This window comes from Micromonospora sp. NPDC049203, assembly GCF_043197215.1.
Classification (GTDB): Bacteria; Actinomycetota; Actinomycetes; order Mycobacteriales; family Micromonosporaceae; genus Micromonospora.
This window is the reverse complement of sequence record NZ_JBICSV010000002.1, coordinates 948,861-974,824: the sequence shown is the minus strand read 5'-3', so window position 1 is coordinate 974,824 and position 25,964 is coordinate 948,861. Positions and strand designations below refer to the sequence as shown.

The 25,964-nt window shown below is 74.4% G+C and carries 26 protein-coding genes; 15 read left to right on the top strand and 11 right to left on the bottom strand.

Annotated features, from left to right (window positions below):
* Window positions 1-50 precede the first annotated feature (50 nt).
* On the top strand, window positions 51-818 hold the full coding sequence (gene hisF, locus ACGFIA_RS08795) for an imidazole glycerol phosphate synthase subunit HisF (RefSeq protein WP_013287573.1): 768 nt from the start codon (window positions 51-53) through the stop codon (window positions 816-818).
* A 6-nt stretch (window positions 819-824) separates the two neighbouring features.
* Here the strand turns inward: hisF and ACGFIA_RS08790 are convergent, their stop codons facing one another.
* Together ACGFIA_RS08790 and ACGFIA_RS08785 are read right to left on the bottom strand one after the other, a co-directional pair.
* Window positions 825-1,286, bottom strand: coding sequence for a hypothetical protein (locus tag ACGFIA_RS08790; RefSeq protein WP_393259281.1), 462 nt, complete (start codon window positions 1,284-1,286; stop codon window positions 825-827).
* Window positions 1,287-1,402: 116 nt separating this feature from the next.
* Window positions 1,403-2,038 carry a YitT family protein gene (locus ACGFIA_RS08785; RefSeq protein WP_393259279.1) on the bottom strand — a complete coding sequence of 212 codons (636 nt, stop codon included), beginning with the start codon at window positions 2,036-2,038 and terminating at the stop codon, window positions 1,403-1,405.
* Between the two features lie 59 nt (window positions 2,039-2,097).
* Here ACGFIA_RS08785 and ACGFIA_RS08780 point away from each other — a divergent pair, with 59 nt between their 5' ends.
* Window positions 2,098-3,549: a PLP-dependent aminotransferase family protein gene (locus ACGFIA_RS08780; protein WP_357380840.1), complete on the top strand. Its 1,452-nt coding sequence runs from the start codon at window positions 2,098-2,100 to the stop codon at window positions 3,547-3,549.
* A gap of 108 nt (window positions 3,550-3,657) precedes the next feature.
* On the top strand, window positions 3,658-4,932 hold the full coding sequence (locus tag ACGFIA_RS08775; RefSeq protein ID WP_393259336.1) for a low temperature requirement protein A: 1,275 nt from the start codon (window positions 3,658-3,660) through the stop codon (window positions 4,930-4,932).
* A 53-nt stretch (window positions 4,933-4,985) separates the two neighbouring features.
* On the opposite strand, the gene ACGFIA_RS08770 is transcribed toward ACGFIA_RS08775, so the two are convergent.
* Together ACGFIA_RS08770 and ACGFIA_RS08765 are read right to left on the bottom strand one after the other, a co-directional pair.
* Window positions 4,986-6,812, bottom strand: a complete 1,827-nt coding sequence (locus ACGFIA_RS08770; protein WP_393259277.1) for an AMP-dependent synthetase/ligase — start codon at window positions 6,810-6,812, stop codon at window positions 4,986-4,988.
* Between the two features lie 266 nt (window positions 6,813-7,078).
* A complete protein-coding gene (locus tag ACGFIA_RS08765) occupies window positions 7,079-7,708 on the bottom strand; it encodes a TIGR03085 family metal-binding protein (protein ID WP_357476776.1) in 630 nt (209 codons plus the stop codon).
* Between the two features lie 191 nt (window positions 7,709-7,899).
* On the opposite strand from ACGFIA_RS08765, the gene ACGFIA_RS08760 reads away from it, so the two are divergent.
* On the top strand, window positions 7,900-9,768 hold the full coding sequence (locus tag ACGFIA_RS08760) for an ABC transporter ATP-binding protein (protein WP_393259275.1): 1,869 nt from the start codon (window positions 7,900-7,902) through the stop codon (window positions 9,766-9,768).
* The gene (locus tag ACGFIA_RS08755; RefSeq protein WP_357380851.1) at window positions 9,765-11,555 is read left to right on the top strand and encodes an ABC transporter ATP-binding protein; all 1,791 of its coding nucleotides are present in this window, start codon (window positions 9,765-9,767) and stop codon (window positions 11,553-11,555) included. Before ACGFIA_RS08760 ends, ACGFIA_RS08755 begins: the two co-directional genes overlap by 4 nt.
* A 66-nt stretch (window positions 11,556-11,621) precedes the next feature.
* On the opposite strand, the gene rpsD is transcribed toward ACGFIA_RS08755, so the two are convergent.
* Complete coding sequence (gene rpsD, locus ACGFIA_RS08750; RefSeq protein WP_357380853.1) at window positions 11,622-12,230, bottom strand: 30S ribosomal protein S4; 609 nt, start codon at window positions 12,228-12,230, stop codon at window positions 11,622-11,624.
* 67 nt (window positions 12,231-12,297) lie between these two features.
* Here rpsD and ACGFIA_RS08745 point away from each other — a divergent pair, with 67 nt between their 5' ends.
* Window positions 12,298-13,029 carry a DUF2470 domain-containing protein gene (locus ACGFIA_RS08745; protein ID WP_393259273.1) on the top strand — a complete coding sequence of 244 codons (732 nt, stop codon included), beginning with the start codon at window positions 12,298-12,300 and terminating at the stop codon, window positions 13,027-13,029.
* A 43-nt stretch (window positions 13,030-13,072) separates the two neighbouring features.
* On the opposite strand, the gene ACGFIA_RS08740 is transcribed toward ACGFIA_RS08745, so the two are convergent.
* The 3 genes from ACGFIA_RS08740 to ACGFIA_RS08730 are packed head-to-tail and all read right to left on the bottom strand — an operon-like array spanning window position 13,073 to window position 15,140.
* Window positions 13,073-13,669 (bottom strand): TetR family transcriptional regulator, encoded by a 597-nt coding sequence (locus tag ACGFIA_RS08740; RefSeq protein ID WP_357469518.1) that lies wholly within the window; start codon window positions 13,667-13,669, stop codon window positions 13,073-13,075.
* Window positions 13,666-14,421, bottom strand: coding sequence for an ABC transporter permease (locus ACGFIA_RS08735; protein WP_357380859.1), 756 nt, complete (start codon window positions 14,419-14,421; stop codon window positions 13,666-13,668). Before ACGFIA_RS08735 ends, ACGFIA_RS08740 begins: the two co-directional genes overlap by 4 nt.
* Window positions 14,418-15,140 (bottom strand): ABC transporter ATP-binding protein, encoded by a 723-nt coding sequence (locus ACGFIA_RS08730; RefSeq protein ID WP_393259270.1) that lies wholly within the window; start codon window positions 15,138-15,140, stop codon window positions 14,418-14,420. The genes ACGFIA_RS08735 and ACGFIA_RS08730 overlap by 4 nt, the downstream gene beginning before the upstream one ends.
* A gap of 110 nt (window positions 15,141-15,250) precedes the next feature.
* On the opposite strand from ACGFIA_RS08730, the gene ACGFIA_RS08725 reads away from it, so the two are divergent.
* From ACGFIA_RS08725 to ACGFIA_RS08710, 4 genes are all read left to right on the top strand, one after another.
* Window positions 15,251-15,640, top strand: coding sequence for a MerR family transcriptional regulator (locus ACGFIA_RS08725; RefSeq protein WP_051611426.1), 390 nt, complete (start codon window positions 15,251-15,253; stop codon window positions 15,638-15,640).
* 81 nt (window positions 15,641-15,721) lie between these two features.
* Window positions 15,722-16,135 (top strand): phosphoribosyl-AMP cyclohydrolase, encoded by a 414-nt coding sequence (gene hisI, locus ACGFIA_RS08720; RefSeq protein WP_357380864.1) that lies wholly within the window; start codon window positions 15,722-15,724, stop codon window positions 16,133-16,135.
* Window positions 16,132-17,685, top strand: a complete 1,554-nt coding sequence (locus tag ACGFIA_RS08715; protein WP_357380866.1) for an anthranilate synthase component I — start codon at window positions 16,132-16,134, stop codon at window positions 17,683-17,685. Before hisI ends, ACGFIA_RS08715 begins: the two co-directional genes overlap by 4 nt.
* The gene (locus ACGFIA_RS08710; protein WP_357380868.1) at window positions 17,682-18,239 is read left to right on the top strand and encodes a Trp biosynthesis-associated membrane protein; all 558 of its coding nucleotides are present in this window, start codon (window positions 17,682-17,684) and stop codon (window positions 18,237-18,239) included. The genes ACGFIA_RS08715 and ACGFIA_RS08710 overlap by 4 nt, the downstream gene beginning before the upstream one ends.
* Here ACGFIA_RS08710 and ACGFIA_RS08705 read toward each other — a convergent pair.
* The gene (locus ACGFIA_RS08705) at window positions 18,232-18,507 is read right to left on the bottom strand and encodes a hypothetical protein (protein ID WP_357381168.1); all 276 of its coding nucleotides are present in this window, start codon (window positions 18,505-18,507) and stop codon (window positions 18,232-18,234) included. The two genes, ACGFIA_RS08710 and ACGFIA_RS08705, sit on opposite strands and share 8 nt — an antisense overlap.
* 444 nt (window positions 18,508-18,951) lie before the next feature.
* On the opposite strand from ACGFIA_RS08705, the gene trpC reads away from it, so the two are divergent.
* The 3 genes from trpC to trpA are packed head-to-tail and all read left to right on the top strand — an operon-like array spanning window position 18,952 to window position 21,825.
* Entirely contained in the window at window positions 18,952-19,755 is an 804-nt protein-coding gene (gene trpC / locus ACGFIA_RS08700; RefSeq protein WP_357381170.1) for an indole-3-glycerol phosphate synthase TrpC, read from the top strand.
* 35 nt (window positions 19,756-19,790) lie between these two features.
* Window positions 19,791-21,017, top strand: a complete 1,227-nt coding sequence (gene trpB / locus ACGFIA_RS08695) for a tryptophan synthase subunit beta (protein ID WP_357380870.1) — start codon at window positions 19,791-19,793, stop codon at window positions 21,015-21,017.
* A 4-nt stretch (window positions 21,018-21,021) separates the two neighbouring features.
* Window positions 21,022-21,825, top strand: coding sequence for a tryptophan synthase subunit alpha (gene trpA / locus ACGFIA_RS08690; protein WP_013287551.1), 804 nt, complete (start codon window positions 21,022-21,024; stop codon window positions 21,823-21,825).
* Window positions 21,826-21,935: 110 nt separating this feature from the next.
* Here trpA and ACGFIA_RS08685 read toward each other — a convergent pair whose 3' ends face one another.
* Complete coding sequence (locus ACGFIA_RS08685; RefSeq protein WP_357380873.1) at window positions 21,936-22,472, bottom strand: NUDIX hydrolase; 537 nt, start codon at window positions 22,470-22,472, stop codon at window positions 21,936-21,938.
* 102 nt (window positions 22,473-22,574) lie between these two features.
* Between ACGFIA_RS08685 and lgt the strand changes: the two genes are divergently transcribed.
* Together lgt and ACGFIA_RS08675 are read left to right on the top strand one after the other, a co-directional pair.
* A complete protein-coding gene (lgt, locus tag ACGFIA_RS08680) occupies window positions 22,575-23,807 on the top strand; it encodes a prolipoprotein diacylglyceryl transferase (protein ID WP_357469502.1) in 1,233 nt (410 codons plus the stop codon).
* 11 nt (window positions 23,808-23,818) lie between these two features.
* Complete coding sequence (locus ACGFIA_RS08675) at window positions 23,819-25,006, top strand: NAD(P)/FAD-dependent oxidoreductase (protein WP_357380877.1); 1,188 nt, start codon at window positions 23,819-23,821, stop codon at window positions 25,004-25,006.
* Window positions 25,007-25,034: 28 nt separating this feature from the next.
* On the opposite strand, the gene ACGFIA_RS08670 is transcribed toward ACGFIA_RS08675, so the two are convergent.
* Window positions 25,035-25,877 carry a GNAT family N-acetyltransferase gene (locus ACGFIA_RS08670; protein ID WP_393259266.1) on the bottom strand — a complete coding sequence of 281 codons (843 nt, stop codon included), beginning with the start codon at window positions 25,875-25,877 and terminating at the stop codon, window positions 25,035-25,037.
* Window positions 25,878-25,964: the final 87 nt, after the last annotated feature.

Sequence of the window (25,964 nt, the reverse complement as noted above, 5' to 3'; positions counted from 1 at the left end):
CGGCCTCACCGGCGGGTCACCACCGCCCGCGCGTTCGTTAGGCTCGGGGCATGACGGTGGCGGTACGGGTCATCCCGTGTCTGGACGTGGACGCCGGGCGCGTGGTCAAGGGGGTCAACTTCCTCGATCTGCGCGACGCCGGCGACCCGGTGGAGCTGGCGGCGGCGTACGACCGGGCCGGCGCGGACGAGCTGACCTTCCTCGACGTCACCGCCTCGTCCAGCGACCGGGGGACCATGCTCGACGTGGTGCGGCGCACCGCCGAGTCGGTCTTCATCCCGCTCACCGTGGGCGGTGGTGTCCGCCGGGTCGCCGACGTCGACACGCTGCTGCGCGCCGGGGCGGACAAGGTCGGCGTGAACACCGCCGCCATCGCCCGGCCGGAGCTGATCGCCGAGATCGCCGACCGGTTCGGCCGGCAGGTGCTGGTGCTCTCGCTGGACGTGCGCCGCGCACCGGACGGCACGACGCCGAGCGGCTTCGAGGTGACCACGCACGGCGGACGGCGGGGCACCGGCCTGGACGCGGTCGAGTGGGCGGCGCGCGGCGCCGAGCTGGGCGCGGGCGAGATCCTGCTCAACTCGATGGACGCCGACGGCACCAAGGCCGGGTTCGACCTGCCGCTGATCCAGGCGGTCCGCGAGGTGGTCGACGTGCCGGTGATCGCCAGCGGCGGCGCGGGCGAGGTGGCCCACTTCCCGCCGGCCGTCGGCGCGGGTGCGGACGCGGTGCTCGCGGCGAGCGTCTTCCACTTCGGCGAACTCACCGTCGGCGAGGTCAAGGACGCGCTGCGCGGCGCCGGGCACCCGGTGCGCTGAGGCGGGTCACTGCCGGCCGGGGTGCCCCTCGGGGGAGCGGCGCGGCATCGGGATCGACCGGACCACGTACTCCTGCACGGCGGCGGCGTGGTCGTTCTCGTCGAGGTGCCACTCGCTCTCGGCGGGCGGGTGCCGCCGGGTCAGCACGCCCTGCACCGTGTCCACTGTGGTGCCGAGCCCGGCGCTGGGGCGGGTGCGCCAGAGCCGCTCACCGTCGGGGGTGACCCGGAACCAGCCGTCGGCGACGCTGACCAGACCCGCGCCGACCAGCCGCCGGACCGCGCCCTCCACCTCGTGCCGTTCGGGGATGGCCTGGTTGAGGTGGTCGGCGGTGGAGAGGACGTCGGCCAGGCGGACACCCTCCGGCCGGCGTGTCGCGGCGGCCCGCCGGTGCCGGCCGGCGCCACTGGCGATGACAAGCGCGACGAAGATCCAGGCGTCGCTCCAACGCCATCCGTTCTCCCCCATGCAGGAATGATGCCCGGCCGCGACGGCGGAGGAAACACCTGGTTTCCCGCTTGTGTGTCGCCGCAGCTCAACGCGTTGCGCGGCGTCCCGGACCGTGGCGGTCGGCCCGGTGATGATCACGTAGCGTAAGCACCGGCCGCCGGGCGTGGCGGCAGCGCGAAGACCGGGATGAAGAACTGGGCCAGCGAGCCGATGGTCAGCGCGTACGCCACGGTGCCGAGACCGACGGTGCCGCCGAGCAGCCAGCCGAGCGCCAGCACGGTGACCTCGATGACGGTGCGGACCAGCCGGACCGAGAAGCGGGGGTGGCGGGCGACGAAGCCGGTCATCAGCCCGTCGCGTGGGCCGGGGCCGAGCCCGGTGCCCAGGTAGAGCCCGGTGGCGGCGCCGTTGGCGACGATCCCGGCGACGAGCAGCGCGACGCGGGCCGGCAGGCCGTCGCCGGCCGGCAGCACGGCCAGGGCGGCGTCGACGACCAGGCCGATCACCACGACGTTGCTGACCGTGCCGAGGCCGGGTCGCTGCCGCAGCGGGATCCAGAGGACGAGCACGAGGGCGCCGACCGCGATGGTGACGGTCCCGAAGGACAGGCCGGTCTGCCGGGCGAGTCCCTGGTGGAACACGTCCCACGGGTCCAGTCCCAGCTCGGAGCGGATCATCAGCGCCATGCTCAGGCCGTAGAGGACCAGTCCGGCGTAGAGCTGGGCGAGCCGTCGTACCGGCCGGTGCCGGAGATTGCCAAGCTGTGCCATGCATGCCACCCTAGGTGCCAATCGTGGTTGTCGAGGGTGCCAATTTCGGGGGTGTGGCCATGACCAGCCAGGTGCGCGGCGTCCAATTGGCGCGACTCCTCGGTCAGTGGCACGCACTGCCAGGCCGTCGGCGCAGCCCCGACTACGCCGCGCTCGCCGGCGCCGTCCGCGGGTTGCTCGCCGACGGGCGGCTCCCCCTCGGGGTACGCCTGCCGGCCGAGCGGGAACTGGCCGAGGCGCTGCGGATCAGCCGGACCACTGTCACCGCCGCGTACCGGGAACTGCGGGAGAGCGGCCACCTGGCCAGCCGCCGGGGCGCGGGCAGCTGGACCATGCTGCCCGGCGGGCACCGGGTGGCCAGCACCGGGCTGTGGACGCCGCTCGACGACCGCGACATGATCGACCTCGGGGTGGCCGCGCTGTCCGCGCCCCCGCAGCTCGTCCCCGCCGCCCGGGCCGCGGCCGAGGACCTGCCCCGCTACCTCAGCGGCGCCGGCTACCACCCGACCGGCATCATCGAGCTGCGCGAGGCGGTGGCGCGCGGGTACACCGAGCGTGGCCTGCCCACCAGCCCGGAGCAGATCATGGTCACCAACGGCACCCAGCACGCGCTGGACCTGGTGCTGCGGCTGGCCCTGTCGCCCGGCGGCGCGGTGCTCGTCGAGTCGCCCACCTACCCCAACGCGCTGGCCGCGCTCTCCGCCCGGCGGGCCAGGATCGCCACGCACGGCCTGTCCGACGAGGGCTGGGACGCCGAACTGCTGCTCGGCAGCCTGCGGCAGACCCGGCCGAAGCTCGCGTACGTGATCCCTGAGTTCCAGAACCCGACCGGCCACCTGATGGCGGCCGACCTGCGCGAGCGGCTGGTCGGGACGGCCCACGCGGCCGGCACCGACCTGGTGGTCGACGAGTCCTTCGTCGACCTGCCGCTCGACGACACCACGCTGCCGCCCCCGGTGGCGGTCTTCGACAGGCACTCCCGGGTGATCAGCATCGGCGGCATGAGCAAGCCCTACTGGGGTGGGCTGCGGATCGGGTGGGTGCGCGCCTCCGCGCCCCAGGTGCAGCGGCTGGCCGCGGCCCGGGTCGGGGTGGACATGGCCAGCCCGGTGCTCGACCAGCTCGTCGCAGTGCACCTGCTCACCGAGGCGCCGGCCATCGTGGCCGCCCGCCGGGCCCAGCTCGTCACACAGCGGGACGCCCTGGTCGCGGCGCTCGCCGACCGGCTGCCCGACTGGCGGGTGCGGGTGCCCGGCGGCGGCGTCACGCTCTGGGCCGAGCTGGACGGTCCCATCTCCAGCGCGCTGGCCCGCGCGGCCGAGGAGGTCGGCGTACGACTGGCGCCCGGACCCCGGTTCGGCCTGGACGGGACGCTGGAGCGCTTCCTGCGGCTGCCCTTCACGCTTCCCGCCGCCGAGCTGGTGGAGGCGGTCGGGCGGCTCGCCGCGGTCCGTTACGACCTGGACCGGACCAGCCGCCCGCAGTGGCGGGAACCCAGCGTCATCGCCTGACCGCCCGCCCGATCCGGTGGTGATCCGCTCGAACCCCGGCTGAGGGCGGGCCGGTGCCCGCACACTGCCCGGGTGGGAGACGGGGACGCGGTCCGGTGGTCGCTGGCGGTGCGGCGCAGCGCGCCGGGTTCCCGGACCACCTCGGTGGAGCTCTTCTACGACCTGGTCTTCGTCTTCGCGTTCCTGAGCGTCACCACGCTCACCGCGTCGGTGTTCACGCCGGTCAACCTCTACCGGTTCCTGCTGGTGCTGGCGCTGCTCTGGTGGTCCTGGACCGGCTTCGCCCGGATGGGCAACGCGTTCCGCGCCGACCAGGGGATGCTGCCGCTGGTCGGCGTCGTCACCGTGGCGGCGACGTTCCTGCTCGTGCTCAGCACACCCAGCGCGTTCGCCACCAACCGCGAGGGCTGGCTGCCCGGGCCGCTCGTCTTCGCCGCGTGCTACTTCGTGATCCGGACCGCCCAGCTCACCGTCTTCGCCTGGGCCGACCGCGCCGACCCGGCCCGGCGCCGGGGACTGCGGATACGCTTCCTGGCCCCGACAGTGGCCACGGTGCTGCTGGTCGTCGCCGGCACCCTGCCCGGCCGGCTGGCGCACGGGCGGTTCGCGGTGGGGCTGCAACTGGCGCTCTGGACCCTGGCGCTGCTCGTCGAGTACATCGCCGGGGCGATCCTCGCCCGCCAGTGGTGGGTGGTGATCTCGGCCGGGCACTGGGCGGAGCGGCACGCGCTGATCGTGCTCGTCGCGCTCGGCGAGTCGCTCATCGCGCTCGGGCTCGGCCCGAAGCGCGGGCTGCCGCTCACCGGCCCGGTGGCGGTCGCCGCGTTGCTCGGCGTGGTGATCGTGGCGGCGCTGTGGTGGGCGTACTTCGACACGCTGAGGTTCGCGCTGGAACAGGCCCTGCACCAGGCCCGGGACCCCGCCGCACGGCTGCGGCTGGCCCGCACCGTCTACACGTTCCTGCACCTGCCGATGGTCGCCGGGATCATCTTCTTCGCCCTCGGCCTCAAGGATCTGCTGGCCGAGGCCGCCTCACCGACGACGCCCGCGTGGGGTCCGGAGCTGGGGGTCCTCTGGGCCGGGGTCCTGTTCGGCGGCGTCGGGATCTACCTGCTCAGCCTCGCCGGGTGCTGGTGGCTGGCGGAGCGCCGGGCACGGACGCCGCTGCTGGTGACGGTGCTGGTGCTCGCCGCAGCCGTCCCGGCCGTCGCCCGGCTCCACGAGCTGAACGCGCTCGCCGCGCTGGCGGTGCTCACCTGCGCCGGCGTCGCCTGGGAGACCCGGGGAAAGGACGACCGCCGGCGCCGGGTACGCCGGCTCGCGCTGGAGGAGCAGATCGCCGCCGAGGCCGAGCAGAGCCGGTGGCGGGAGGGGCACCTCTGAGAACGCACGCGGCCGTGCCCCGGGACGGTGGGGCACGGCCGGCGCGGTGCGGACTACAGCTCGGCGAGCGTCCCCTCGTACATCTTGTCGATCTCGAAGGCGAAGTTCGTCTCCACACTGCGGCGCTTGATCTTCAGCGACGGCGTGACCTCGCCGTCCTCGATGGTGAGGTCGCGGGGAAGGATCGTCACCTTCTTGATCGTCTCCCAGCGGTTGAGCTTGGCGTTCAGCTCGGCCACGTATCCCTCGATCATCTCCCGCGCCTGCGGCGAGGTGACGATCGTGGTGTAGTCGCTGCCCTCGAGCGGGGTGCCGGCGGCCCAGCCCTTGATCGCGTCCGGGTCGAGCGTGACGAGCATGGTGCAGTAGTTGCGGGCCTGCCCGATCACCACCGCCTGCGAGGTGTACGGGCACACCGCCTTGAACATGCCCTCGATGTGCGACGGCGCGACGTACTTGCCACCGGACGTCTTGACCAGGTCCTTCTTCCGGTCGGTGATGCGCAGGTAGCCGTCGGCGTCGAGCGTGCCGATGTCGCCGGTGCGGAAGAAGCCGTCATCGGTGAACGCGGCGGCGGTCTCCTCCGGCAGGTTGTGGTAGCCGCGCATGACCGGCTTGCCGCGCAGCAGGACCTCACCGTCGGTGTCGATCCGGCACTCCAGGTCGCCCATGGCCCGGCCCACGCTGCCGATCTTCAGCCCGTCGGGCGGGTTCACGAACGCGCCGGCGCTGGTCTCGGTCAGTCCGTAGCCCTCGGAGATGGGCAGGTTGGCGGCGGCGAAGAAGGTGGCGATCTCCTTGCTCAGCGGTGCCGCGCCGGAGACCAGCACCCGCATCCGGCCGCCGAGCCGTGCCTGGAGCTTGCTGAACACGAGCTTCTCGGCGAGCGCGTACTTCATCCGCAGCCCGGCCGGGACCGGCTTGCCGGCCTGCTCCAGCGCGACCTTCTCCTTGCCCACCGCGACGCCCCAGGCGAAGATCTTGGCCTTGGCGCCACCGGCGCCCTGCGCGGTAGTGACCGCCTTGTTGTAGACCTTCTCGAAGACCCGGGGCGCACCGCACATGAGCGTCGGCTGCACCACGCCGAGCAGGTCGACGAGCTTGTCCACCCGGCCGTCGACGTAGGTGGGCAGGCCGACGTGGGTGGCGCCGCAGAGAAGCGTCTTGCCGAACGAGTGCGACAGCGGCAGCCACAGGTATTGCAGGTCGTCGACGCGCAGCAGGCCCAGGTCGGCCTGCGCCACGCCCTCCCAGCACCAGCCGCCGTGCAGCAGCTCAACGCCCTTCGGGCGGCCGGTGGTGCCCGACGTGTAGATGAGAGTGGCCAGGTGGTCCGGGCCGATGCCGGCGACGAGCGTGTCGATCAGGTCCGGCTCGGCGCTCAGCGCCGCGGCGCCGCGCTCCTCCAGCTCGGCCAGGGTGAGCTGCGGGACGGCCGCCGCCGGGTCGGGGGTGCCGTCGAAGAGCACCACGTGGGTCAACGCGGGCAGGTCCGCCCCGGCGATCTTCGCCGCCTGCGCCTGGTTCTCCGCGAACAGCACCTTCGAGCCGGAGTCGGCGATGATGTAGACCGCGTCCTCGGGCTCGGTGGTGGGGTAGACGGTGGTGGTGGCACCACCGGCGCACATGATGCCGAAGTCGGCGAGCACCCAGTCCAGGCGCGTGTTGGCCAGAATCGCCACCGGGTTCTCCAGGCCGACACCGAGCCCGTGCAGCCCGGCGGCTATCGCCTTGGCGCGCTGCCCGACCTGCTCCCACGTCAGCCAGACCGGGCCCGAGTCGTCGGGTGCGGGGTGGGCGAAGGCGTGCCGGTCGGGGGAGTCCGCCACGCGCTTGAGGAACATGTCCGGTACGGAACGGTACGGTACATCGAGAGCCATCGCTGTAGCCGCCTTCAGGGGTGGAGGGACGTGACGGGGGTCACGTCGGTCTGCGGTTACCGAAGGGTATTGCCTGCACCCGGCCAGCGGCTAGCCCTGATCGGCCGCGTAGCCACCGGTCCCGCCTGCTGGAACCGGCTCAGGCGTGCCGGCCGGGCGGCACGGAACCGGTCGCCGGTGGCCCGGGCGCGGCGTCGCGCTGACAGGCGTCGATCTCCCGGCGTCCACCTCCGACAGCCGGCGGGCGAGCGGTCACCGCTCGTCGGTCACAGGCCCAGTGCGGCGGTACGCAGACGCTCGGCGCTCTCGGCCGGGCCGTCCACCTGCACCCGGGCCACCCGCTGCCGCCCGGTGAGGAACAGCACCAGCTCACCCGGCGCGCCCACCACCCGCAGTCGTTCGCCGCCACCGCCGGCCCGCAGTTCGCCGTGCCCCGGCGCCTGCACCAGGACCTCGGCCGGGAACCGCCGCAGCGCCATCCGGGCCAGCAGGGACGCCCGCTTCCACAGCACCGCCTGCTGCCCGGCCGGCAGCTCGCGCGGGTGCCAGCCGGGCCGGGCCCGTCGCACGTCCTCGTGGTGGATGAAGAACTCCATCCCGTTGGCGAGCTCGTCGGTGAGGGGGTTGCTCACCGGGCTCCACACCGGGGGGCGGCGTACCCGGGCGATCAGGTCGGCGTACGGCCCGGCGGCGATCCGCCGGCGCACCGACTCGCCGTAGCCACGCAGCGGCGGCAGCAGGATCCCGCCGGCCGCGTCCGGCCGGCGCTCCCGCACCAGCAGGTGCGCCGCCAGGTCACGGGTGGTCCACCCCTCGTTGACGGTCGGCGCGTCCGGTCCCAGTTCGAGCATCAGGTCGGCGAGCGCCTCGCGCTCCGTTCGGGCGTACCGCGGCATCCCCTGATCGTAGGCCCGTCCCGGCCGATCGGCGCGCCACGCCCGGCCGGACCCCGCCGCGCGATCGATCCGGCCGGTGTCCGCCCAGCTCCGTGCGAACGTGACGGCGGACATATCCCGGCCGGGTCGGCGTGAGCGCCGGGGAACGGTAAGGATGGGGGAGAAAACTGCGGCTTACGGCGGGGGACAGCGTGGCGAGCGGGACAAGTCGGGACGTGCTCGGCAGAGGGCTACGGGTGCTCGGCCGGGCCATCCGGGAACAGCCGCGGATCTTCGCGGTCGCGGTCAGCGGCAGCGTGCTGTTCGGCCTCCTGGTGATCGCCAGCGCGTACGTCGTCGGCGCGGTGGTCGGCGAGGTGGTCGTGCCGGCCGTGGAGCGCGGCGAGGTGGCCGGCGGAGGGCTGGCGCTCGCCGCCGCCGCGCTGTTCGGCATCAGCGTGCTGCGGGTCGTCGGCATCTTCGGCCGCCGCCTCGGCGCCGGCTACATGCAGTACCGGCTCCAGGCCGCCTACCGCCGCCGGGTCACCCGCCGCTACCTGGAACTGCCGCTTTCCTGGCACCACCGCAACTCCACCGGCACGCTGCTCTCGAACGCCAACTCCGACGTGGAGGCGGCCTGGTACCCGATCGCGCCGCTGCCGTTCGCGGTCGGCACGCTGGTGATGCTCGTCGGCGCGGTGGTCTCGCTGTTCTTCACCGACTGGGCGCTGGCTCTGGTCGGCCTCGCGGTGTTCCCCGCGCTGTTCGCGCTCAACGTGGTCTACTCCCGCCGGATGGCACCCCGCCAGGCCCGGGCGCAGCGGCTGCGGGCCGAGGTCAGCGGCATCGCGCACGAGAGCTTCGACGGCGCTCTGGTGGTCAAGACGATGGGCCGCGAGGCACAGGAGACGGCCCGCTTCGCCTCCCGCGCCGGCGAGCTGCGCGACGCGCTGATCTCGGTCGGCCGGCTGCGGGGCGTGTTCGACCCGATGCTGGAGACGCTGCCCAGCCTCGGCACGCTCGCCGTCCTGGTGGTCGGCGCGCTGCGGCTGCGGCAGGGCGCGCTCACGGTGACCGAGCTGGTCAGCGTCGCGTTCCTGTTCACCGTGCTGGCCTTCCCGGTCCGTGCCATCGGCTGGGTGCTGGCCGAGCTGCCGCGCAGCGTCGCGGGATGGGACCGGGTCCGCCGGGTGCTGGACGCGACCGGCGAGATGCCGTACGGCACGAGGACGCTCGACCGGTCCACCCGGGAGCCGGCCACCCTCGCCTTCGACGACGTGCACTTCGCGTACGAGCCGGCCGAGGCGCACCTGCCCGGCGCCCAGGTGCTCGGCGAGGTGACGTTCACCGTGCCGGCCGGGAAGACGGTCGCCCTGGTCGGCCCCACCGGCGCGGGCAAGTCCACGATCACCTCGCTGGCCGTGCGCCTGGTCGACCCGGGCGCCGGGCGGGTCATGCTGGACGGCGTAAACGTGCGGGAGCTGACCGCCGCGTCGCTGGCCGAGACGGTGGCGCTCGTGGCGCAGGTGCCGTTCGTCTTCGACGACACGGTCCGGGCCAACATCGCGCTGGACCGGGCCGGCATCGGCGACGACGAGGTGTGGGCGGCGCTGCGGCTGGCCGAGGCGGACGGCTTCGTGGCGGCGCTGCCGGACGGGCTGGACACCATGGTCGGCGAGCGGGGCACGTCGCTGTCCGGCGGGCAGCGCCAACGGCTGACGCTGGCCCGGGCGCTCGCCGGGCGACCCCGGCTGCTGGTGCTCGACGACGCCACGAGCGCCGTCGACCCACGGGTCGAGGCGGCCATCCTGGCCGGTCTGCGCGCCCCGGCCGACGGCGGCGCCCCGGCGTCCATCCTGGTGGTGGCGTACCGCCGGGCCACCATCGCCCTCGCCGACGAGGTGATCTACGTGGAGCAGGGCCGGGTGGTGGCGCGCGGCACCCACACCGAGCTGCTGGCCACCGTGCCCGGGTACGCCGACCTGGTCACCGCGTACGAGCAGGCCGAGCAGGAACGCGAGCAGAATCGGACGTACGACGAGGTCACCCCGTTGACCTCGGGCCTGGAGGTGGACCGGTGAGCGCGACGACGGCGGAGGCGGACCGGAACACCGAGGCCGCCGAGTCGACCTGGCGGACGCTGCGGCGCGGGCTGGCGCTCTCCCCGGAGCTGCGTACCGGCCTGGCCGGCACGCTGGCGCTGGCGCTGGTCTACATGGTCGGCCGGGTCGCGGTGCCGGTGGCGGTGCAGCGCGGTATCGACCACGGCATCGTCGGCGGCCTCGACCTGAACGTCATCTCGCTCACCGTGGCGATCACCGCCGGGGTGCTGGTGCTCACCACCGCGTGCGGCTACCTGATGATGCGCCGGTTGTTCACGGTGAGCGAGACCGCGCTGGCCGGGGTGCGTACCCGGGCGTTCCGGCACGTGCACGACCTGTCCATGCTGCACCAGCAGTCCGAGCGGCGCGGTTCGCTGGTCTCCCGGGTCACCAGCGACGTCGACCAGATCACCCAGTTCCTCCAGTGGGGCGGCGTGATCCTGATCGTCAACCTGGGTCAGTTGCTGGTGACCACCGCCGTGATGCTCGCGTACTCCTGGCAGTTGACGCTCGTGGTGCTCGTCGCGTTCGCGCCCGCGGTGCTGGTGATCCGGCAGTTGCAGCGCCGCCTCGCCGGAGCGTACGGGCTGGTGCGGCAGCGCACCGGCACGCTGCTCGGCGCGATCGGCGAGAGCGTGGTGGGCGCGCCGGTGATCCGGGCGTACGGCATCGCCGGGCGCACCGCGCGGCGGCTGGACACGGCCATCGACGGGCAGCGGGTGGCCCAGCAGCGGGCGATCCGGATCAGCATCATGGGCAGTTCGGTGGGGGAGCTGGCCGCCGGGCTGGCGCTGGCCGGCGTGGTGGTGGTCGGGGTCAGCCTCGGCGTGGACGGCACGCTCACTGTCGGCCAGCTCACCGCGTTCCTGTTCCTGGTCACGCTGTTCATCCAGCCGGTGCAGATCGCCACCGAGGTGTTGAACGAGGCGCAGAACGCGATCGCCGGCTGGCGCCGGGTGCTCGACGTGCTGGACGTCTCGCCGGACGTGGCAGACCCGGGCGAGCAGGGCCGGAAGCTGCCGCCCGGGCCGCTGGACGCCCGGTTCGCCGGTGTGACGTTCGCCTATCCCGGGGGGCCGCCGGTGCTGCACGGCGTGACGCTCGACATCCCGGCGAAGAGCCGGGTGGCGGTGGTGGGCGAGACCGGAAGCGGCAAGACCACGTTCGCCAAGCTGCTCACCCGGCTGATGGACCCGACCGAGGGGGCGGTGCTGCTGTCCGGGGTGGACCTGCGTCAGGTGCGCTTCGACTCGCTGCGTTCCCGGGTGGTGATGGTGCCGCAGGACGGTTTCCTGTTCGACGCCACGGTCGGGGAGAACGTCCGCTTCGCCCGCCCGGACCTGACCGACGAGCGGCTCACCGCCGCCTTCGCCGAGCTGGGCCTGTCGGACTGGCTGGACGGGCTGCCGTCCGGGCTGGACACGCCGGTCGGCGAGCGCGGGGAGGCGCTGAGCGTCGGCGAGCGGCAGCTCGTGGCGCTGGCCCGGGCGTACGTCGCGGACCCGGACCTGCTGGTGCTGGACGAGGCGACGAGCGCGGTCGACCCGGCCACCGAGGTCCGCCTGCAGCGGACGCTGGACGCGGTGACCCGGGGCCGGACCACGCTCGCCATCGCGCACCGGCTGTCCACCGCGCAGGCCGCCGACGAGGTGATCGTGGTGGACCGGGGCCGGATCGTGCAGCGCGGCCCGCACGAGGAGCTGGTCCGCGACCCGGACTCGGTGTACGCGCTGTTGTACGCGTCCTGGTTGGAGCAGACCCGCTGATTCTGGCGGGTCCACCAGGGTTGGAGCAGACCCGCTGATCCTGGCGGGTCTGCTCGGGAGCGGCGGTCAGCGGGAGTAGAACTCCACCACGAGCTGCTCGTCGCAGACCACCGGCACCTCGTGCCGGGCCGGTTCGCGCACCAGCGTGGCGCGCAGCTCGGCCGGCTGCGCCGACAGGTACGGCCGGGGCTGCGCGTCGGCGTGCGCACCGGTGGCGGCGAGCTGGAACGGCGGCAGCGCGCGGCTGCGCTCGCGTACGCCGACCACCTGGCCGGGCCGCAGCCGGTACGACGGCCGGTCGACCTTGCGCCCGTCGACGGTGATGTGGCCGTGTGCGACGAGCTGGCGGGCCTGGTAGACGCTGCGCGCGAGCCCGGCCCGCAGCACCACCGCGTCGAGGCGCCGCTCCAGAAGCGCGACGAGCGTCTCGCCGGTCTTGCCGGCGCCCCGGGCCGCCTCGTCGAACAGCCGGCGGAGCTGGGCCTCGCTGACGTTGTACTGGTGGCGCAGCCGCTGCTTCTCCAGCAGCCGTACCTGGTAGTCGGAGGTGGTGCGGCGGGAGCGGCCGTGCACACCCGGCGGGTAGGGGCGTCGCTCGAAGTACCGCACGCACTTGCGGGTCAGCGGAATGCCGAGGGCGCGGGAGAGCCGGGCCTTGGGCCGGGGGTGGTTCACGCGGAGGTCTCCGATCGTCTAGCCTTCTACTTAGGCAAGCCTAACCTATGTTGAGGAGGTCGGGATCATGCGACCCAGCCCGGCGGAGATCGTGCGAACCCTGGTCGCGGGCCGGTTGCCCGCCCTCATCCACCTGGCCCGGCAGCCCGGCCCGCACCAGGCCCGGCACGCCGTCGACGCCGACGGGCGGGTCCTACTGCTCGTGCCCGTCGTCAGTGACCTCGCCGCGGCGCTCGTGCCGCTGTCCGGTGACACCGACGTGGCCACCGTGCTCGACGTGCTCGACCTGCCGCCCGCCGCCGGGGCGCCCTCGCTCGGCCGGGCCTGGGTGTCCGGCTGGGCGACGCGGCTGGACGGGGACGAGGCGCGCGACGCGGCGGTCGACTTCGCCACCACCGACCCGGTCGGTGACCTGCTCGACGTGGGCAGCCGGTTCCACCTGCACCGATTCGAGGTGGCCGAGGCCCGCTGGGAACGCGCCGGGCGCGTGCGCCGGATCGACCCCGAGGCGTACGCGGAGGCCGAACCGGACCCGCTGCACCCGGTCGAGGCCGAGCTGCTGGCCGACCTGACCGATCACCACGGCGAACAGGTCGGCGACTACCTGCGGCGGCGGCTGGCCCTGACCGGCGACCGCACGCCCCGGGTGGTCCGGATCGACAGGTACGGGCTGGTGGTCGCGCACGGGCGGCCCGGGGCGACCCGGCGGGCCCGGCTCGCCTTTGCCCGGCCCGTCGCCGACGTGGCGGAGCTGTCCCGCCTGCTCCACCCGATGCTCTGCCCCCGGGCCGCGGCCTGAGCCGGCCGGACCGGCCGTCGGCGCCGCACGGCACGGGGGCGGCTCAGGCGATGTCGCCGGTGAGGTAACGCTGGACCGTCGGGCCGACGGCGGCCACCAGCGTCGCCGGCTCGGCGCCGGCCACCGCGTCGAGGCGGAGCACGTACCGCATCATGGCCAGCCCGGCGAGCTGGGTGGCGACCAGCCCGCCGCGCAGCGCGCGCTGCGCCGGGTCGACGTCGAGATGGTCGAGCACCCGGCGCAGCACCTGCGTGACCAGGAACTCGCGCAGCAGCCGGGCGGTCCAGTCGTTGCTCACCGCCGAACGCAGCAGCGCCACCCCGGCGGTGCCGGCGGGGGAGTCCCAGACCTCCAGGAACACCCGGACCATCCGCTCGCCCACCGCTTCCGGGCTGCCGTCGAGCACCACAGGCAGCAGCCGCCCCGGGTCGGCCGGGAACGCCGTCGCGGCCCGGAACAGCTCCTCCTTGCCGCCGAAGTAGTGGTGCACGAGCGCCGGGTCCACGCCGGACGCGGTGGCGACGGCCCGGATCGACGTGGCGTCGAAGCCGCGCTCGGCGAAGGCCTCCCGCGCCGCGGTGAGGATGGCCTCGCGGGTGTCCGGGTTGCCGGGCCGCCGCCCGGTGCGCCGCGCGTTCACCCGCTGCGCCGGCGCAGCGTCGCGGCGGCAAGCACCAGCGCCGCCACCGCCGCCCCGGCCACGATCGCCACGTCCCGCCACATCGTCCCGGTCGGCTCGGCGTGCGCGCCGACCTCCTGCAACGCCTCGACCGCGTACGACAGCGGCAGCGCGTCGCTGACCGCCTGGAGCCAGCCGGCCATCTCGCCGCGCGGCACGAACAGGCCGCACAACAGCAGCTGCGGGGCCACCACCACCGGCATGAACTGGACCGCCTGGAACTCGGTGCGGGCGAACGCCGAGCAGAACAGGCCGAGCGCCACCGCCAGGACCGCGTTCACCCCGGCGATCAGCACGACCAGCCACGCGCTGCCCGCGGTCTCCAGGCCGAACACCCGGTACGCGACCACCGATGCCACTGTGGACTGGAGCACCCCGGCCAGGCCGAACGCGATGCCGTACCCGAAGAGCAGGTCGAGCTTTCCCAGCGGCGTGGTGAGCAGGCGCTCCAGCGTGCCGGTGGTGCGCTCGCGCAGCATGGCGATGCTTGTCACCAGGAACATGATGATGAACGGGAAGAAGCCCAGCATGATCAGGGCCACCCGGTCGAACGTGCTGGGCGCGCCGGGCGGGGCGGGCTGGTCGACGTACATGAAGTAGACGAGCGTGAGCAGCACCGACGGCACCACCACGAGCAGCGCCACGGTCCGCCGGTCGTGCCGGAGCTGGCGCAGGATGCGCCCGGTGGTGGCGGCCAGGATGCGTCCGTTCATCGCGCCTCTCCCTCGGCGTCGCGGATCAGGCGCAGGAACGCCTCCTCCAGGTCGTCGGTCCCGGTGGTGGCGCGGACCGCCGCCGGGGTGTCGTCGGCGATCAGCCGGCCCTCGCGGATCAGCAGCAGCCGGTCGCAGCGGGCGGCCTCGTCCATCACGTGGCTGGAGACCAGCAGCGTGGTGCCGTTCGCGGCCATGGCGTGGAACCGGGCCCACAGGTCGGCCCGCAGCACCGGGTCCTGGCCCACTGTGGGTTCGTCGAGGACGACAAGCTCCGGTTCGCCGACGAGCGCGCAGGCCAGCGAGGCGCGGCTGCGCTGGCCGCCGGAGAGCGTGCCGACGAGCTGGTCGGCGGCGGTCGCCAGGCCGACGTCGGCGACCGCGCGGTCGGCCTCGGCGCGGCCCCGGCCCTGGAGCACCGCGAAGTAGCGGGCGTTCTCCCGCACCGTCAGGTCGGCGTAGACGCTCGGCGCCTGGGTCAGGTAACCCACCCGGCGGCGCAGGTCGGCCGAGCCGGCCGGGCGGCCGAGCACGTCGACGGCGCCGGTGCCGATCGTCTGCACGCCGACCACCGCGCGCATCAGCGTGGTCTTGCCGCTGCCGCTGGGCCCGAGCAGTCCGGTGACGCTGCCCCGGGGCACCGCGCAGGTGATGCCGTGCAGCACCCGCCGTCCGCCCCGGTCGACCACCAGCTCGCGGACCGACACCGTGTCGTCCATGCTCGCCTCCGTCAATTCATCACCCGTTGAACTCAACGGTAGGTGAATTCCCCGTCCCTGGCAATGAGGGACTTGACTTCGAGTGCGCTCGAACTGGAAGCCTGAAGGGCGTGGACATCAGCACGCGGGAGATGAGCCTCACCGTGGGTGAGGCGGCGGAACGGGTCGGCCTGACCACCTACACGCTGCGCTGGTACGAGCAGGAGGGCCTGGTGGGCCGCGTCGGGCGGGACTCGTCCGGCCGCCGGCGCTACACCGAGTCCGACGTCAACTGGCTGTTCCTGCTCACCCGGCTGCGGCGCACCGGGATGCCGGTGCGCGACATGCGCCGCTACGCCGAACTGGCCCGGCACGGGGACAGCACGCTCGGCGCGCGGCGGGCGCTGTTCGAGGCGCACCGGGCCCGGGTGCTGGCCCGGATGGCCGAGCTGGAGGAGGACCTGAAGGTTCTCGAATACAAGATCGACGCGTACCGCCGGGCGGAGGAGGAATCCGGCTGAACGCCCCGCCGGAGGCGCGAGCCGCCCGTCTCCCGGGACACGTCGGCGCGGCCCGGGCCGCGTGCGGGAGAATGGTCAACCGTGCCCGCTCCTGACGCGCCGCTGACCGGCGCCCCCACTCCCGGACCGGCCCGCCCGTCCCGGCTCGACCCGGCCATCGCCGCGAAGCTCCGCCGCACCCCGGACGGCCTGGTCGCCGCCGTGGTCCGCGCCCACGACACGGGCGAGGTGCTGATGGTCGCCTGGATGGACGACGAGGCGCTGCACCGCACGCTCACCACCGGGCGGGCCACCTACTGGTCGCGCAGCCGCGGCGAGTACTGGGTCAAGGGCGCCACCTCGGGCAACCACCAGTACGTGCGCTCGGTGGCGCTGGACTGCGACGGCGACGCGCTGCTGGTCGGCGTGGAACAGGTCGGCGCGGCCTGCCACACCGGGCAGCGCACCTGCTTCTTCACCGAACTGCCGGTCAGCTCCCCGGAGGCGACCCCGTGACCGACGGCACGGTCCACCCGGACCGGTCCACCTTCGCCGACCTGGCCGCCCGCTGGCGGGTCGTACCGGTGACCCGGCGGCTGCTCGCCGACGCGGAAACACCGGTCGGGGTCTACCGCAAGCTGGCCGGCGGCCCCGGCACGTTCCTGCTGGAGTCCGCCGAACAGGGCGTCGGCTCGGCGGGCACGGCCTGGTCGCGCTACTCGTTCATCGGCGTACGCAGCAGCGCCACGCTCACCGAGCGCGACGGCGCGGCGAGCTGGACCGGCACCCCGCCGGCCGGCGTGCCCACCTCCGGCGACCCGGTCACCGTGCTGCGCGAGTCGGTCGCGGCGCTGGCCGGGCCGGCCTGGGACCCGGCCGGCGACATGCCGCCGCTGACCGGCGGCCTGGTCGGCTACCTCGCGTACGACCTGGTCCGCCGCTTCGAGCGCCTGCCCGAGCTGACCGAGGACGAGCTGGACGTGCCCGAGCTGGGCATGATGCTCGCGACCGATCTGGTGGTCCTTGACCACTACGAGGGTTCGGCGATCCTGGTCGCCAACGCGGTGCTGCCGCCGCTGGACACCCCCGGGCGGGACGAGCGGGTCGAGGCCGCGTACCACCACGCCGTCGGTCGCCTCGACGCGATGACCACAGCGCTGTCCCGACCGATTCCGCCCATGGTCTCGACGGTGGGCCGGCCCGGCGTCGGCGAGGTGGTCAGCCGTACCCCCGAGGGCGGCTACCCGAAGGCGGTGGAGACGGCCAAGGAGGCGATCCGGGCCGGCGAGTGCTTCCAGATCGTGCTCAGCCAGCGCTTCGAGCGCCCCACCGACGCCGACCCGCTCGACGTCTACCGGGTGCTGCGCACCACGAACCCCAGCCCGTACATGTACCTGCTGCGCTTCGACGGCTTCGACATCGTCGGCTCGTCGCCGGAGGCGCACCTCAAGGTCAGCGCCGGCCCGGACGGGCGGCGACGGGCGCTGCTGCACCCGATCGCCGGCACCCGTCCGCGCGGCGGCTCCCCGGACGGCGACGCCCGGCTCGCCGCCGAGCTGCTCGCCGACCCCAAGGAGCGCGCCGAGCACGTGATGCTCGTCGACCTGGGCCGCAACGACCTGGGCCGGGTGTGCCGGCCGGGCACCGTCGAGGTGCCCGAGTTCGCCACCATCGAGCGCTACAGCCACGTCATGCACATCGTCTCCACTGTCGTGGGCGAGCTGCGCGACGACCGCACCGCGTTCGACGCGCTGGCCGCGACGTTCCCCGCCGGGACGCTCAGCGGGGCGCCCAAGGTGCGTGCCATGGAGATCATCGAGGAGCTGGAGCCGGTCCGGCGCGGTGTCTACGGCGGCACCGTCGGCTACTTCGCCTTCGGCGGCGACCTCGACATGGCCATCGCGATCCGTACCGCGCTGATCCGCGACGGCCGCGCCTACGTCCAGGCCGGGGCCGGCATCGTGGCCGATTCCGACCCCGCCGCCGAGGACCGGGAGACGCGCAGCAAGGCCGCCGCCGTGCTCGCCGCCATCGCGGCCGCCGAGACGCTGCGGGCGGCCCGGTGAGCGCGCCCGGCGCCACCGCGCCACCGGCCCGCGGCCGGCGCGAACTGGCGTACGCGGTGCTGCTCTGCCTGGCCGGCGCCGGCCTGGCCTGCTGGGCGGTGACCCGGACCTGGGCGGTGGAGGTGACCGCCCGGGGGTCGCTGCCGTCCGGGCGGGCCGAGCGCACCGGTACGGAGCTGCTGCCGTGGGTGCTGGCGCTGACCTACGTGGGGCTGGCAGGTGGTGGCGCGGTGCTCGCCACCCGGGGACGGCTGCGCCGCCTGCTGGGGGTGCTGCTGGCCGGCATCGGCGTGGCCGTGGCGGTCGGCGGCGGGATCGGCCTGACCGAGGGCGGGGTGAGCCGGCAGTGGCCGGCACTTGTGCTGGCCGGCGGCCTCGCCCTGGCGGCCGGCGGCGCGTTCACCGCGCTGCGCGGCGACGGCTGGCCGGCGATGGGCGCCCGGTACGAGCGGCGGCCCGCTCCGGCGGACGAGCCCGGCCGGCCAGCGGTCGAGCGCGGCACCCGGGACGCGTGGGACGCGCTGGACCGGGGCGAGGACCCGACGGTCAGCTGACCGGCTGCGCCTCGCGCGCGTCGCGGCGCCTCCGGGCCGCGGCGCGCGCGGCGGTCAGCTCGGCCACCAGCCGCTCCAGCTCGCGGCGCTGCTCGGCGCGGGCCCGGTCGGCGCACACCGCCTCCCAGGCGTTGCCCCGGGCGGTACGCGTCCGGCCGTCCCCGGCCACCGCGCGCTCCAGCGTGTCCACCACGCCGACGGCGAGGGAGGCGACGGTACGGGAGATGGTGGTCAAGCCGATGCCCTGGGTCGGCCCGTTGGCGTTCATGGTCACCCCACACGAGATCGTTTGCGACGGTCGGCAGCCGCCGGCGTCGAGTGTGCCCGACGACGATGCTTCCGGGCACACGTTTCGCCGTCGTGAAGCACAGGTCAACGGTGTCGCACCGGGTACTACCTGGGCAGGGCCGGAGGTCCTTGACCTTGGTCACAGCCGCCCGCCGGAGCCCGTCCTGCGGGCCCGGAACGATCGTGGTGAGATAGGGATGGGTGACGGTCGATGCCAGTGGTGGCGCTGCGTGACATGGCGTTCACCGCAAGTCGGCCATCATGCCACAGCCCATGTCGTGAGGTGCGCCATACCCCCCGGCACTCGTCGCCAGGTGGCGCCCCCTAGCATCGGCCCATGACGCCCGGAGAGGGGAGTCCGTTGGTGACTGCTGAGCATGCGCACGCGGAGGGGGACGACGCCGGAGCGGCGCCGTCCGCAGGGGTGCTCGACGAGATCCTGGCCGGCGTACGTGAGGACGTGGCCCGGCGCCAGGAGCAGGTTCCGCTGGAGCGGATCCGTGAACTGGCCGCCGCGGCGCCACCACCGCTCGACGCGTACGCGGCCCTGCGCCGGGCCGGCGTGGCCGTGATCGCCGAGGTGAAGCGCTCGTCGCCGTCCAAGGGGCGGCTGGCCGAAATCGCCGACCCGGCCGACCTGGCCGGGGACTACGCGGCAGGTGGCGCGCGGGCGATCAGCGTGCTGACCGAGGGCCGCTGGTTCGGCGGGTCGCTCGACGACCTGGCGGCGGTGCGGGCCGCGGTGAACGTGCCGGTGCTGCGCAAGGACTTCGTCGTCTCCAGCTACCAGGTGCACGAGGCCCGCGCGCACGGCGCCGACATGGTGCTGCTGATCGTCGCCGCGCTGGAGCAGAACGCGCTTGTCGGCCTGCTGGAGCGGATCGAGTCGCTGGGCATGACCGCGCTGGTCGAGGTGCACACCGAGGAGGAGGCGGACCGCGCCCTGGAGGCCGGCGCGCAGGTCATCGGCGTGAACGCCCGCGACCTGCGTACGCTTGAGGTCGACCGCTCGGTGTTCGAGCGGATCGCGCCCGGCCTGCCCAGCAGCGTCGTCAAGATCGCCGAGTCCGGGGTGCGCGGTCCGCACGACCTGATCCGGTACGCCTCCGCCGGCGCCGACGCCGTGCTGGTGGGCGAGGGCCTGGTCACCCAGAAGAGCCCACGCGAAGCCGTCGCCGAGCTGGTAAACGCCGGTAACCACCCGGCCACGCCCCGCCCGGTGCGCTGAGCCGCCGGGCCACCCGATCCGAGAGGACGCCCGCGATGAGCGCCGCACCCGCAGCCGGCCAGGTCCCCGACGCCGCCGGTCACTTCGGCCGGTTCGGCGGCCGGTTCGTCCCCGAGGCGCTCGTCGCCGCGCTCGACGAGCTGGACGCGGCGTACCGCAAGGCGATGGGCGACGAGGAGTTCCTCGCCGAGTTCGACGCGCTGCTGCGCGACTACGCCGGCACGCCCTCGCTGCTCTACGAGGCCCGGCGGTTCTCCGCGCAGATCGGCGCGCGGGTGCTGCTCAAGCGGGAGGACCTCAACCACACCGGTGCGCACAAGGTCCGCAACGTGCTGGGCCAGGCGCTGCTCACCAGGCGGATGGGCAAGCGGCGGGTGATCGCGGAGACCGGCGCCGGGCAGCACGGCGTGGCCACCGCCACCGCCGCCGCGCTGTTCGACCTGGAGTGCGTCGTCTACATGGGCCAGGTGGACACCGAGCGGCAGGCGCTGAACGTGGCGCGGATGCGGATGCTCGGCGCCACTGTCGTCCCGGTGACCACCGGCTCGCGCACGCTCAAGGACGCGATGAACGAGGCGATGCGGGACTGGGTCGCCAACGTCGAGGACACCCACTACCTGATCGGCACCGCCGCCGGGCCGCACCCGTTCCCGGAGATGGTCCGCGACTTCGTGCGCGGCATCGGCGTGGAGGCCCGCCAGCAGTGCCTGGACCTGACCGGCACGCTGCCGGACGCGGTAGCGGCCTGCGTCGGCGGCGGCTCCAACGCGCTGGGCATCTTCCACGCGTTCGTGCCGGACGCCGGGGTCCGTCTCTACGGCTTCGAGGCCGGTGGCGAGGGCGTCGACACCGGCCGGCACGCGGCCAGCATCACCGGCGGGTCGTCCGGCGTGCTGCACGGCACCCGCACGTACGTCCTCCAGGACGCCGACGGGCAGACCATCGAGTCGCACTCGATCTCGGCCGGTCTGGACTACCCGGGCGTCGGGCCGGAGCACGCCTGGCTGCACGACGCCGGCCGGGCCACCTACCTGCCGGTCGACGACGCCGACGCGATGGCCGCGTTCGAGCTGCTCTGCCGCACCGAGGGCGTGATCCCGGCGATCGAGAGCGCGCACGCGCTCGCCGGCGCCCGCGCCATCGCCCCCCGGCTCGCCGAGGAACTGGGCCGGGAACCGTTGATCGTGGTGAACCTGTCCGGCCGGGGTGACAAGGACGTGCACACCGCCGGCGCGTACTTCGGCATCCTCGACAAGGAGTGACAGCGTGAGCCGCATCGGGGTCGCCTTCGACAAGGCGCGGGCGGACGGACGGGCCGTCCTGGTCGGCTGCATGCCGGCCGGCTTCCCGACCGTCGAGGGCAGCATCGCCGCCATGAAGGCGATGGTCGAGGCGGGCGTGGACGTCATCGAGGTGGAGATCCCGTACTCCGACCCGGTGATGGACGGCCCGGTCATCCAGAAGGCCAGCGACATCGCGCTCGCCGGCGGGGTCCGCGTCGCGGACGCGCTGCGCGTCGTCGAGGCGGTCGCCGCGACCGGGGCGAGCGTGGTCACCATGACCTACTGGAACCCGATCGAGCAGTACGGCGTGGACGCGTTCGCCCGCGACATGGCCGCCGCCGGAGGCACCGGCCTGATCACGCCGGACCTGATCCCGGACGAGGCCGCCGAGTGGCTGGCCGCCTCCGACGCGCACGGCCTGGACCGCACGTTCCTGGTCTCGCCGTCCTCGACCGACGCGCGGCTGCGGATGACTGTCGAGCACTGCCGCGGCTTCGTCTACGCCACCGCGATCATGGGTGTCACCGGCGCCCGGGCGCAGACCTCCGAGGCGGCCCCGATCCTGGTCTCCCGGCTGCGCGAGGTCACCGACATCCCGGTCGGTGTCGGGCTGGGCGTGGGCACGGGCGCGCAGGCCGCCACCGTCGCCGGGTACGCCGACGCGGTGATCGTGGGCAGCGCGCTGGTCCGCTGCGTGCTGGACGCCCCGGACCAGGCCGCCGGCCTGACCGCCCTGCGCAAGCTCAGCGCCGAGCTGGCCGAGGGCGTCCGCAACCCCGCTCGCTGACGGCCGGTCCGCTCCACCCGCTCCCGGCGAGACCGGGACACCGCCCACCGCGCCGGGGGCCGAAACCTACCAAGATCTTGAGAGAGTCCCGCGTCGAGCGGGAAGGACGGTCAGCGGCTGCTGCTGTCGGCCTGCTCGGACGCGCGCTGGCCGGGCGGGGCGGGCTGCCCGTCGCCGGGTGGCGTGAGCGGGTCGGCGGCCGTGGTGTGGCGGAGCACGCCGGAGCGGCCGGCCAGCGCGTCCGCGACCGCCGCGCGCGTGGTGGGGGTCAGCGCGCCGGGCATCCCCTCCGCGGACCACCACTCCACCAGGCATCCGGCCACCGGATCGCCCGTGGGCCCGACGCCGGCCGGCGCGGCGCGGAACACGTGCACCAGCACGTCCGGTCGCCCGCCGCACCGCCCGGCCGGCGGCGGAGGCGCCTGCGGATCGGTGACCCGGTAGAGGCCGACCAGGTCGGCCGGCGCCACCGCCCAGCCGGTCTCGGCGCGGACCGCCCGGACGACGGCGTCCGCCGGACTCTCGTCGTGACGCAGCCGCCCGCCCGGCAGGCCCCAGCGCCGGGCTCCCTCGGACCGGCGGCAGAGCAGCAGCCGGCCGGAGCCGTCGGTGACGACAGCGGCGACCGCCCAGGTGAGCGGGGTCATGGACAAAGAGCCTACGACCGTGCAAACCAGATGTCATCCGACCCGCGCGGCAGGCGGCCCGGGGTGCCGCGCACACAGTCCGCACCGGTACCGTGTGCACCCGTGACCCTCGCCCCGATGACCCCACTGGCGGCCATGCCCAGCCCCAGCACCGCCGTCTGGCAGCTCGGTCCGGTTCCGATCCGGGCGTACGCGCTCTGCATCATCCTCGGCATCGTGGTGGCCTGCGTGGTCACCGAGTACCGGCTGCGCCGCCGCGGTGTGGCGCCGGGCGCGGTGCTCGACATCGCCGTCTGGGCCGTGCCGGCGGGCATCATCGGCGCGCGGATCTACCACGTGATCACCTCGCCGGAGAAATACTTCGGCGCCGGCGGTGAGCCGATCAAGGCGCTCTACATCTGGGAGGGCGGGCTCGGCATCTGGGGTGCGGTGGCCGGTGGCGCGGTCGGCGCGTGGCTCGCCGCCCGGCAGCTCGGCATCCCGCTGACGGTGATCGCCGACGCGCTGGCGCCGGGGCTGCCGCTGGCGCAGGCGGTGGGCCGCCTGGGCAACTGGTTCAACAACGAGCTGTACGGCGGGCGGACCACGCTGCCGTGGGGCCTGGAAGTGCACGTGATGGACCCGGACAATCCGGGTCACGCGCTGCGTGACGACGCCGGCAACCCGGTGCTCCAGCCCGGGCTCTACCACCCGACGTTCCTCTACGAGGCGCTGTGGAACGTCGGCGTCGCCGCGCTGGTGCTGTTCCTCGACCGGCGCCTGCGGCTCGGTCGCGGCCGGGCGTTCGCGCTGTACGTGATGGGCTACACGGCGGGCCGGTTCTGGATCGAGCTGATGCGCACCGACGAGGCGAACCTGATCCTCGGCGTACGGCTCAACGTCTGGACCGCCGTGCTGGTCTTCCTCGGCGCGCTCGCCTACTTCATCCGGGTCCGCGGGCCCCGCGAATACCTGGTGCCGGTGGGCGAGCCCGCTCCCGTGGCCGCCCCGGCCGGCGACGTGTCCCAGGTCGACCTCTCCGCCCGGGAGGCCGGCGCGCAGCCGGTCGCGCCGGAGGGCTACCGGGTGGTGACCGAGGAACAGTTCGACGCGTACCGGGAGACCGGCGTGCTGCCACCGGCGGAGCCGGCCGCCGACGACGAACGCCCGGACGCCTCCGACGACGTCACGAAGGCCGACGACGACGCCACTGGCGACGCCGGACGCGCGACTACCGACGCCGCCACCACCGGGAGTGCGGACGAGGCCGACGAAAGCCCGGAACGGGCGGACGCCGGGCGCACGAACGCCGGCCGGGCCGACGGCGGCGGGCGCCCGGCGGACCGGGACAGCTGAGCGGGGGAGTCATGCGCAGCGCGGTGGTGGTCGGCGCCGGCCTCGGCGGAATGGCGGCGGCCGGTGTGCTGGCCCGGTCGGGCTGGCAGGTCACGCTGCTGGAACGCGCCGACCGGGTCCGCCCGGAGCCGACCGCCGTGGTGCTCTGGCCCAACGGGGTACGCGCGTTGCGCGCCCTCGGGCTGGGCGACGGGCTGGACGCGATCGCCACCCCGCTGCCCGACGGCGGCGTGCGCCGCCCGGACGGCCACTGGCTGGTGCAGCCCCGGTCCACACCGGCCGAGCGGATGCCGGTGGTGGTGCACCGGGAGGATCTGCACGACGCGCTCATCGCCGGCCTGGGCGAGCGGGTCGAGCTGCGTACCGGCGTGGCGGTGCGGACGGTGCGCGCGGCCTCCGGTGAGCGTCCGGCGGTGGGCGACGGCCGGCACACCTACGAGGCGGACCTGGTGGTGGCCGCCGACGGCACGGACAGCGAGATCCGCCGGCACCTCGCCCCGGAGACCGCAGTGGTCAGCTCGGGGTGCGCCGCGTGGCGGGCGGTCATCCCCTGGTACCGGGCCCCCCAGCTACCCGATGACCAGCCGGTGCACGGCGAGACGCTCGGCGCCGGATACCGCTTCCTGGCCGCCTCGCTCGGCGAGCGGGGCACCGCCGGCGCCTCCCGCCGGGGTGGCGTCTACTGGGTCGCCACCGCAGCCGGCGCGCCCCGCCCGGAGCCGCCGGAGATCCAGCTCGCGCTGCTCAAACGCTGGTTCGCGGGCTGGCCCGCGCCGATCGGCACGCTGCTGGAGGCGACCGACCCGGAGGACGTGGTCCAGCAGGAGATCCGCGAGCTGCGCCCGCTGCCGAAGGCGTACGGCTTCCCGGCCGGCCCGGGCGGCGTGGTGCTGCTCGGCGACGCGGCGCACGCCATGCCGCCGCACCTCGGGCAGGGCGCCTGCCTGGCGTTCGAGGACGCGGCGACGCTGGCCGGGCTGCTGCGGGAGTCGCGGCTGCCGGACGCGGTGGCCGCGTACGACAGGTTGCGCCGTCCCCGCGCGGCCACCATGGTCCGGCAGACCCGGCGGATGTCGGCGGTCCTGCAGGCCCGGGGCCGGCTGGCGTTGCGGGCGCGGGACGCCGCCCTGGGGACGATCAGCCCGCGACTGCGCAACACCGCCGCCGCAGCCGCCGCCGCCTGGCAGCCGCCGTCCTGACCGTCCGCGTGCGGCGTCGGGTCGGTGCTCAGATGACGGCGGCGGGCTCGGCGACGCAGGCGGTGCCCACCCGGCGGAACCCGACCCGCAGATACACGCGGGCGATGTCCTCGCTGCCGGCGCTCAGGAAGATCAGGCCGGTGCCGGCGGCGAGCAGTTCCCGCGCCAGGGTGGCGGTCACCGCCGCGCCCAGCCCGCGCTGGCGGGCGGACGGCAGCGTGGCCACGCCGGCGATCTCCGCCACGTCGTCCACCCGCATGGCCATCCCGCTGGCGACCGCGCCCTCCTCGGACAGCTCGGCGAGCACCGAGACGCGCCGTCCGTCGGCGACCCGGGTCGCCTCCTCCTCCAGCGCCGCCATGTCCAGTTGGGCGAGGGCGGCGTCCCGCTCGGCCGGTCCGGCGTCGCCGCGCGCGGTGCCGCCGTTGGCGAAGCCGACCGCGGCGACCGCCCGCCGCAGCGCGATGTCGGTCGCGAAGCCGGGGTCGCCGGGGTCCAGCACCCGCACCGGTACGTCACTGAACGTCCCCGGCTCGGGCAGCCGCTCCGGCTCCAGCAGCATCAGCGGCGCCTCCAGCACGCCGAGCCCGGCCGAGCGGGCCACCGCCAGCAGGTCCGGCTGGTGCTCGTGCACCCATTCGAACGCCTCCGGCAGGCCCAGCTCCCGCTGCCGGGCGCGGACGGCTGTCACGTCGGCGAGCGTCGGCGGCTCGGTGGCGTCGGGGCGGGGGCGGGCGTAGAACGGCCATCCGGCGCCGTCCCGGACGAACAGCACCAGGGCACCGTGTTCCTCGGTTCGCGCCCCGTCGCGGGGCACCGCGTCGTAGAACCGCTCCAACCGGGCGAGTACGTCAGCGCGTGCGAGATCCACCGCGCGAGACTACACGTCCCAGCATCTGGAAGTGTGATCAATCTGAACTGGCCTTGCGCCGGAAGCCCTAACGTAGACTCAATAAAC

Coding starts and splice junctions, on each gene's coding strand:
- hisF (WP_013287573.1), top strand. CDS start 51: ATGACGGTGGCGGTACGGGTCATCCCGTGTCTGGACGTGGACGCCGGG.
- ACGFIA_RS08790 (WP_393259281.1), bottom strand. CDS start 1,286: ATGGGGGAGAACGGATGGCGTTGGAGCGACGCCTGGATCTTCGTCGCG.
- ACGFIA_RS08785 (WP_393259279.1), bottom strand. CDS start 2,038: ATGGCACAGCTTGGCAATCTCCGGCACCGGCCGGTACGACGGCTCGCC.
- ACGFIA_RS08780 (WP_357380840.1), top strand. CDS start 2,098: ATGACCAGCCAGGTGCGCGGCGTCCAATTGGCGCGACTCCTCGGTCAG.
- ACGFIA_RS08770 (WP_393259277.1), bottom strand. CDS start 6,812: ATGGCTCTCGATGTACCGTACCGTTCCGTACCGGACATGTTCCTCAAG.
- ACGFIA_RS08765 (WP_357476776.1), bottom strand. CDS start 7,708: ATGCCGCGGTACGCCCGAACGGAGCGCGAGGCGCTCGCCGACCTGATG.
- ACGFIA_RS08745 (WP_393259273.1), top strand. CDS start 12,298: ATGCGACCCAGCCCGGCGGAGATCGTGCGAACCCTGGTCGCGGGCCGG.
- ACGFIA_RS08735 (WP_357380859.1), bottom strand. CDS start 14,421: ATGAACGGACGCATCCTGGCCGCCACCACCGGGCGCATCCTGCGCCAG.
- ACGFIA_RS08730 (WP_393259270.1), bottom strand. CDS start 15,140: ATGGACGACACGGTGTCGGTCCGCGAGCTGGTGGTCGACCGGGGCGGA.
- ACGFIA_RS08705 (WP_357381168.1), bottom strand. CDS start 18,507: ATGAACGCCAACGGGCCGACCCAGGGCATCGGCTTGACCACCATCTCC.
- trpB (WP_357380870.1), top strand. CDS start 19,791: ATGAGCGCCGCACCCGCAGCCGGCCAGGTCCCCGACGCCGCCGGTCAC.
- ACGFIA_RS08685 (WP_357380873.1), bottom strand. CDS start 22,472: ATGACCCCGCTCACCTGGGCGGTCGCCGCTGTCGTCACCGACGGCTCC.
- ACGFIA_RS08675 (WP_357380877.1), top strand. CDS start 23,819: ATGCGCAGCGCGGTGGTGGTCGGCGCCGGCCTCGGCGGAATGGCGGCG.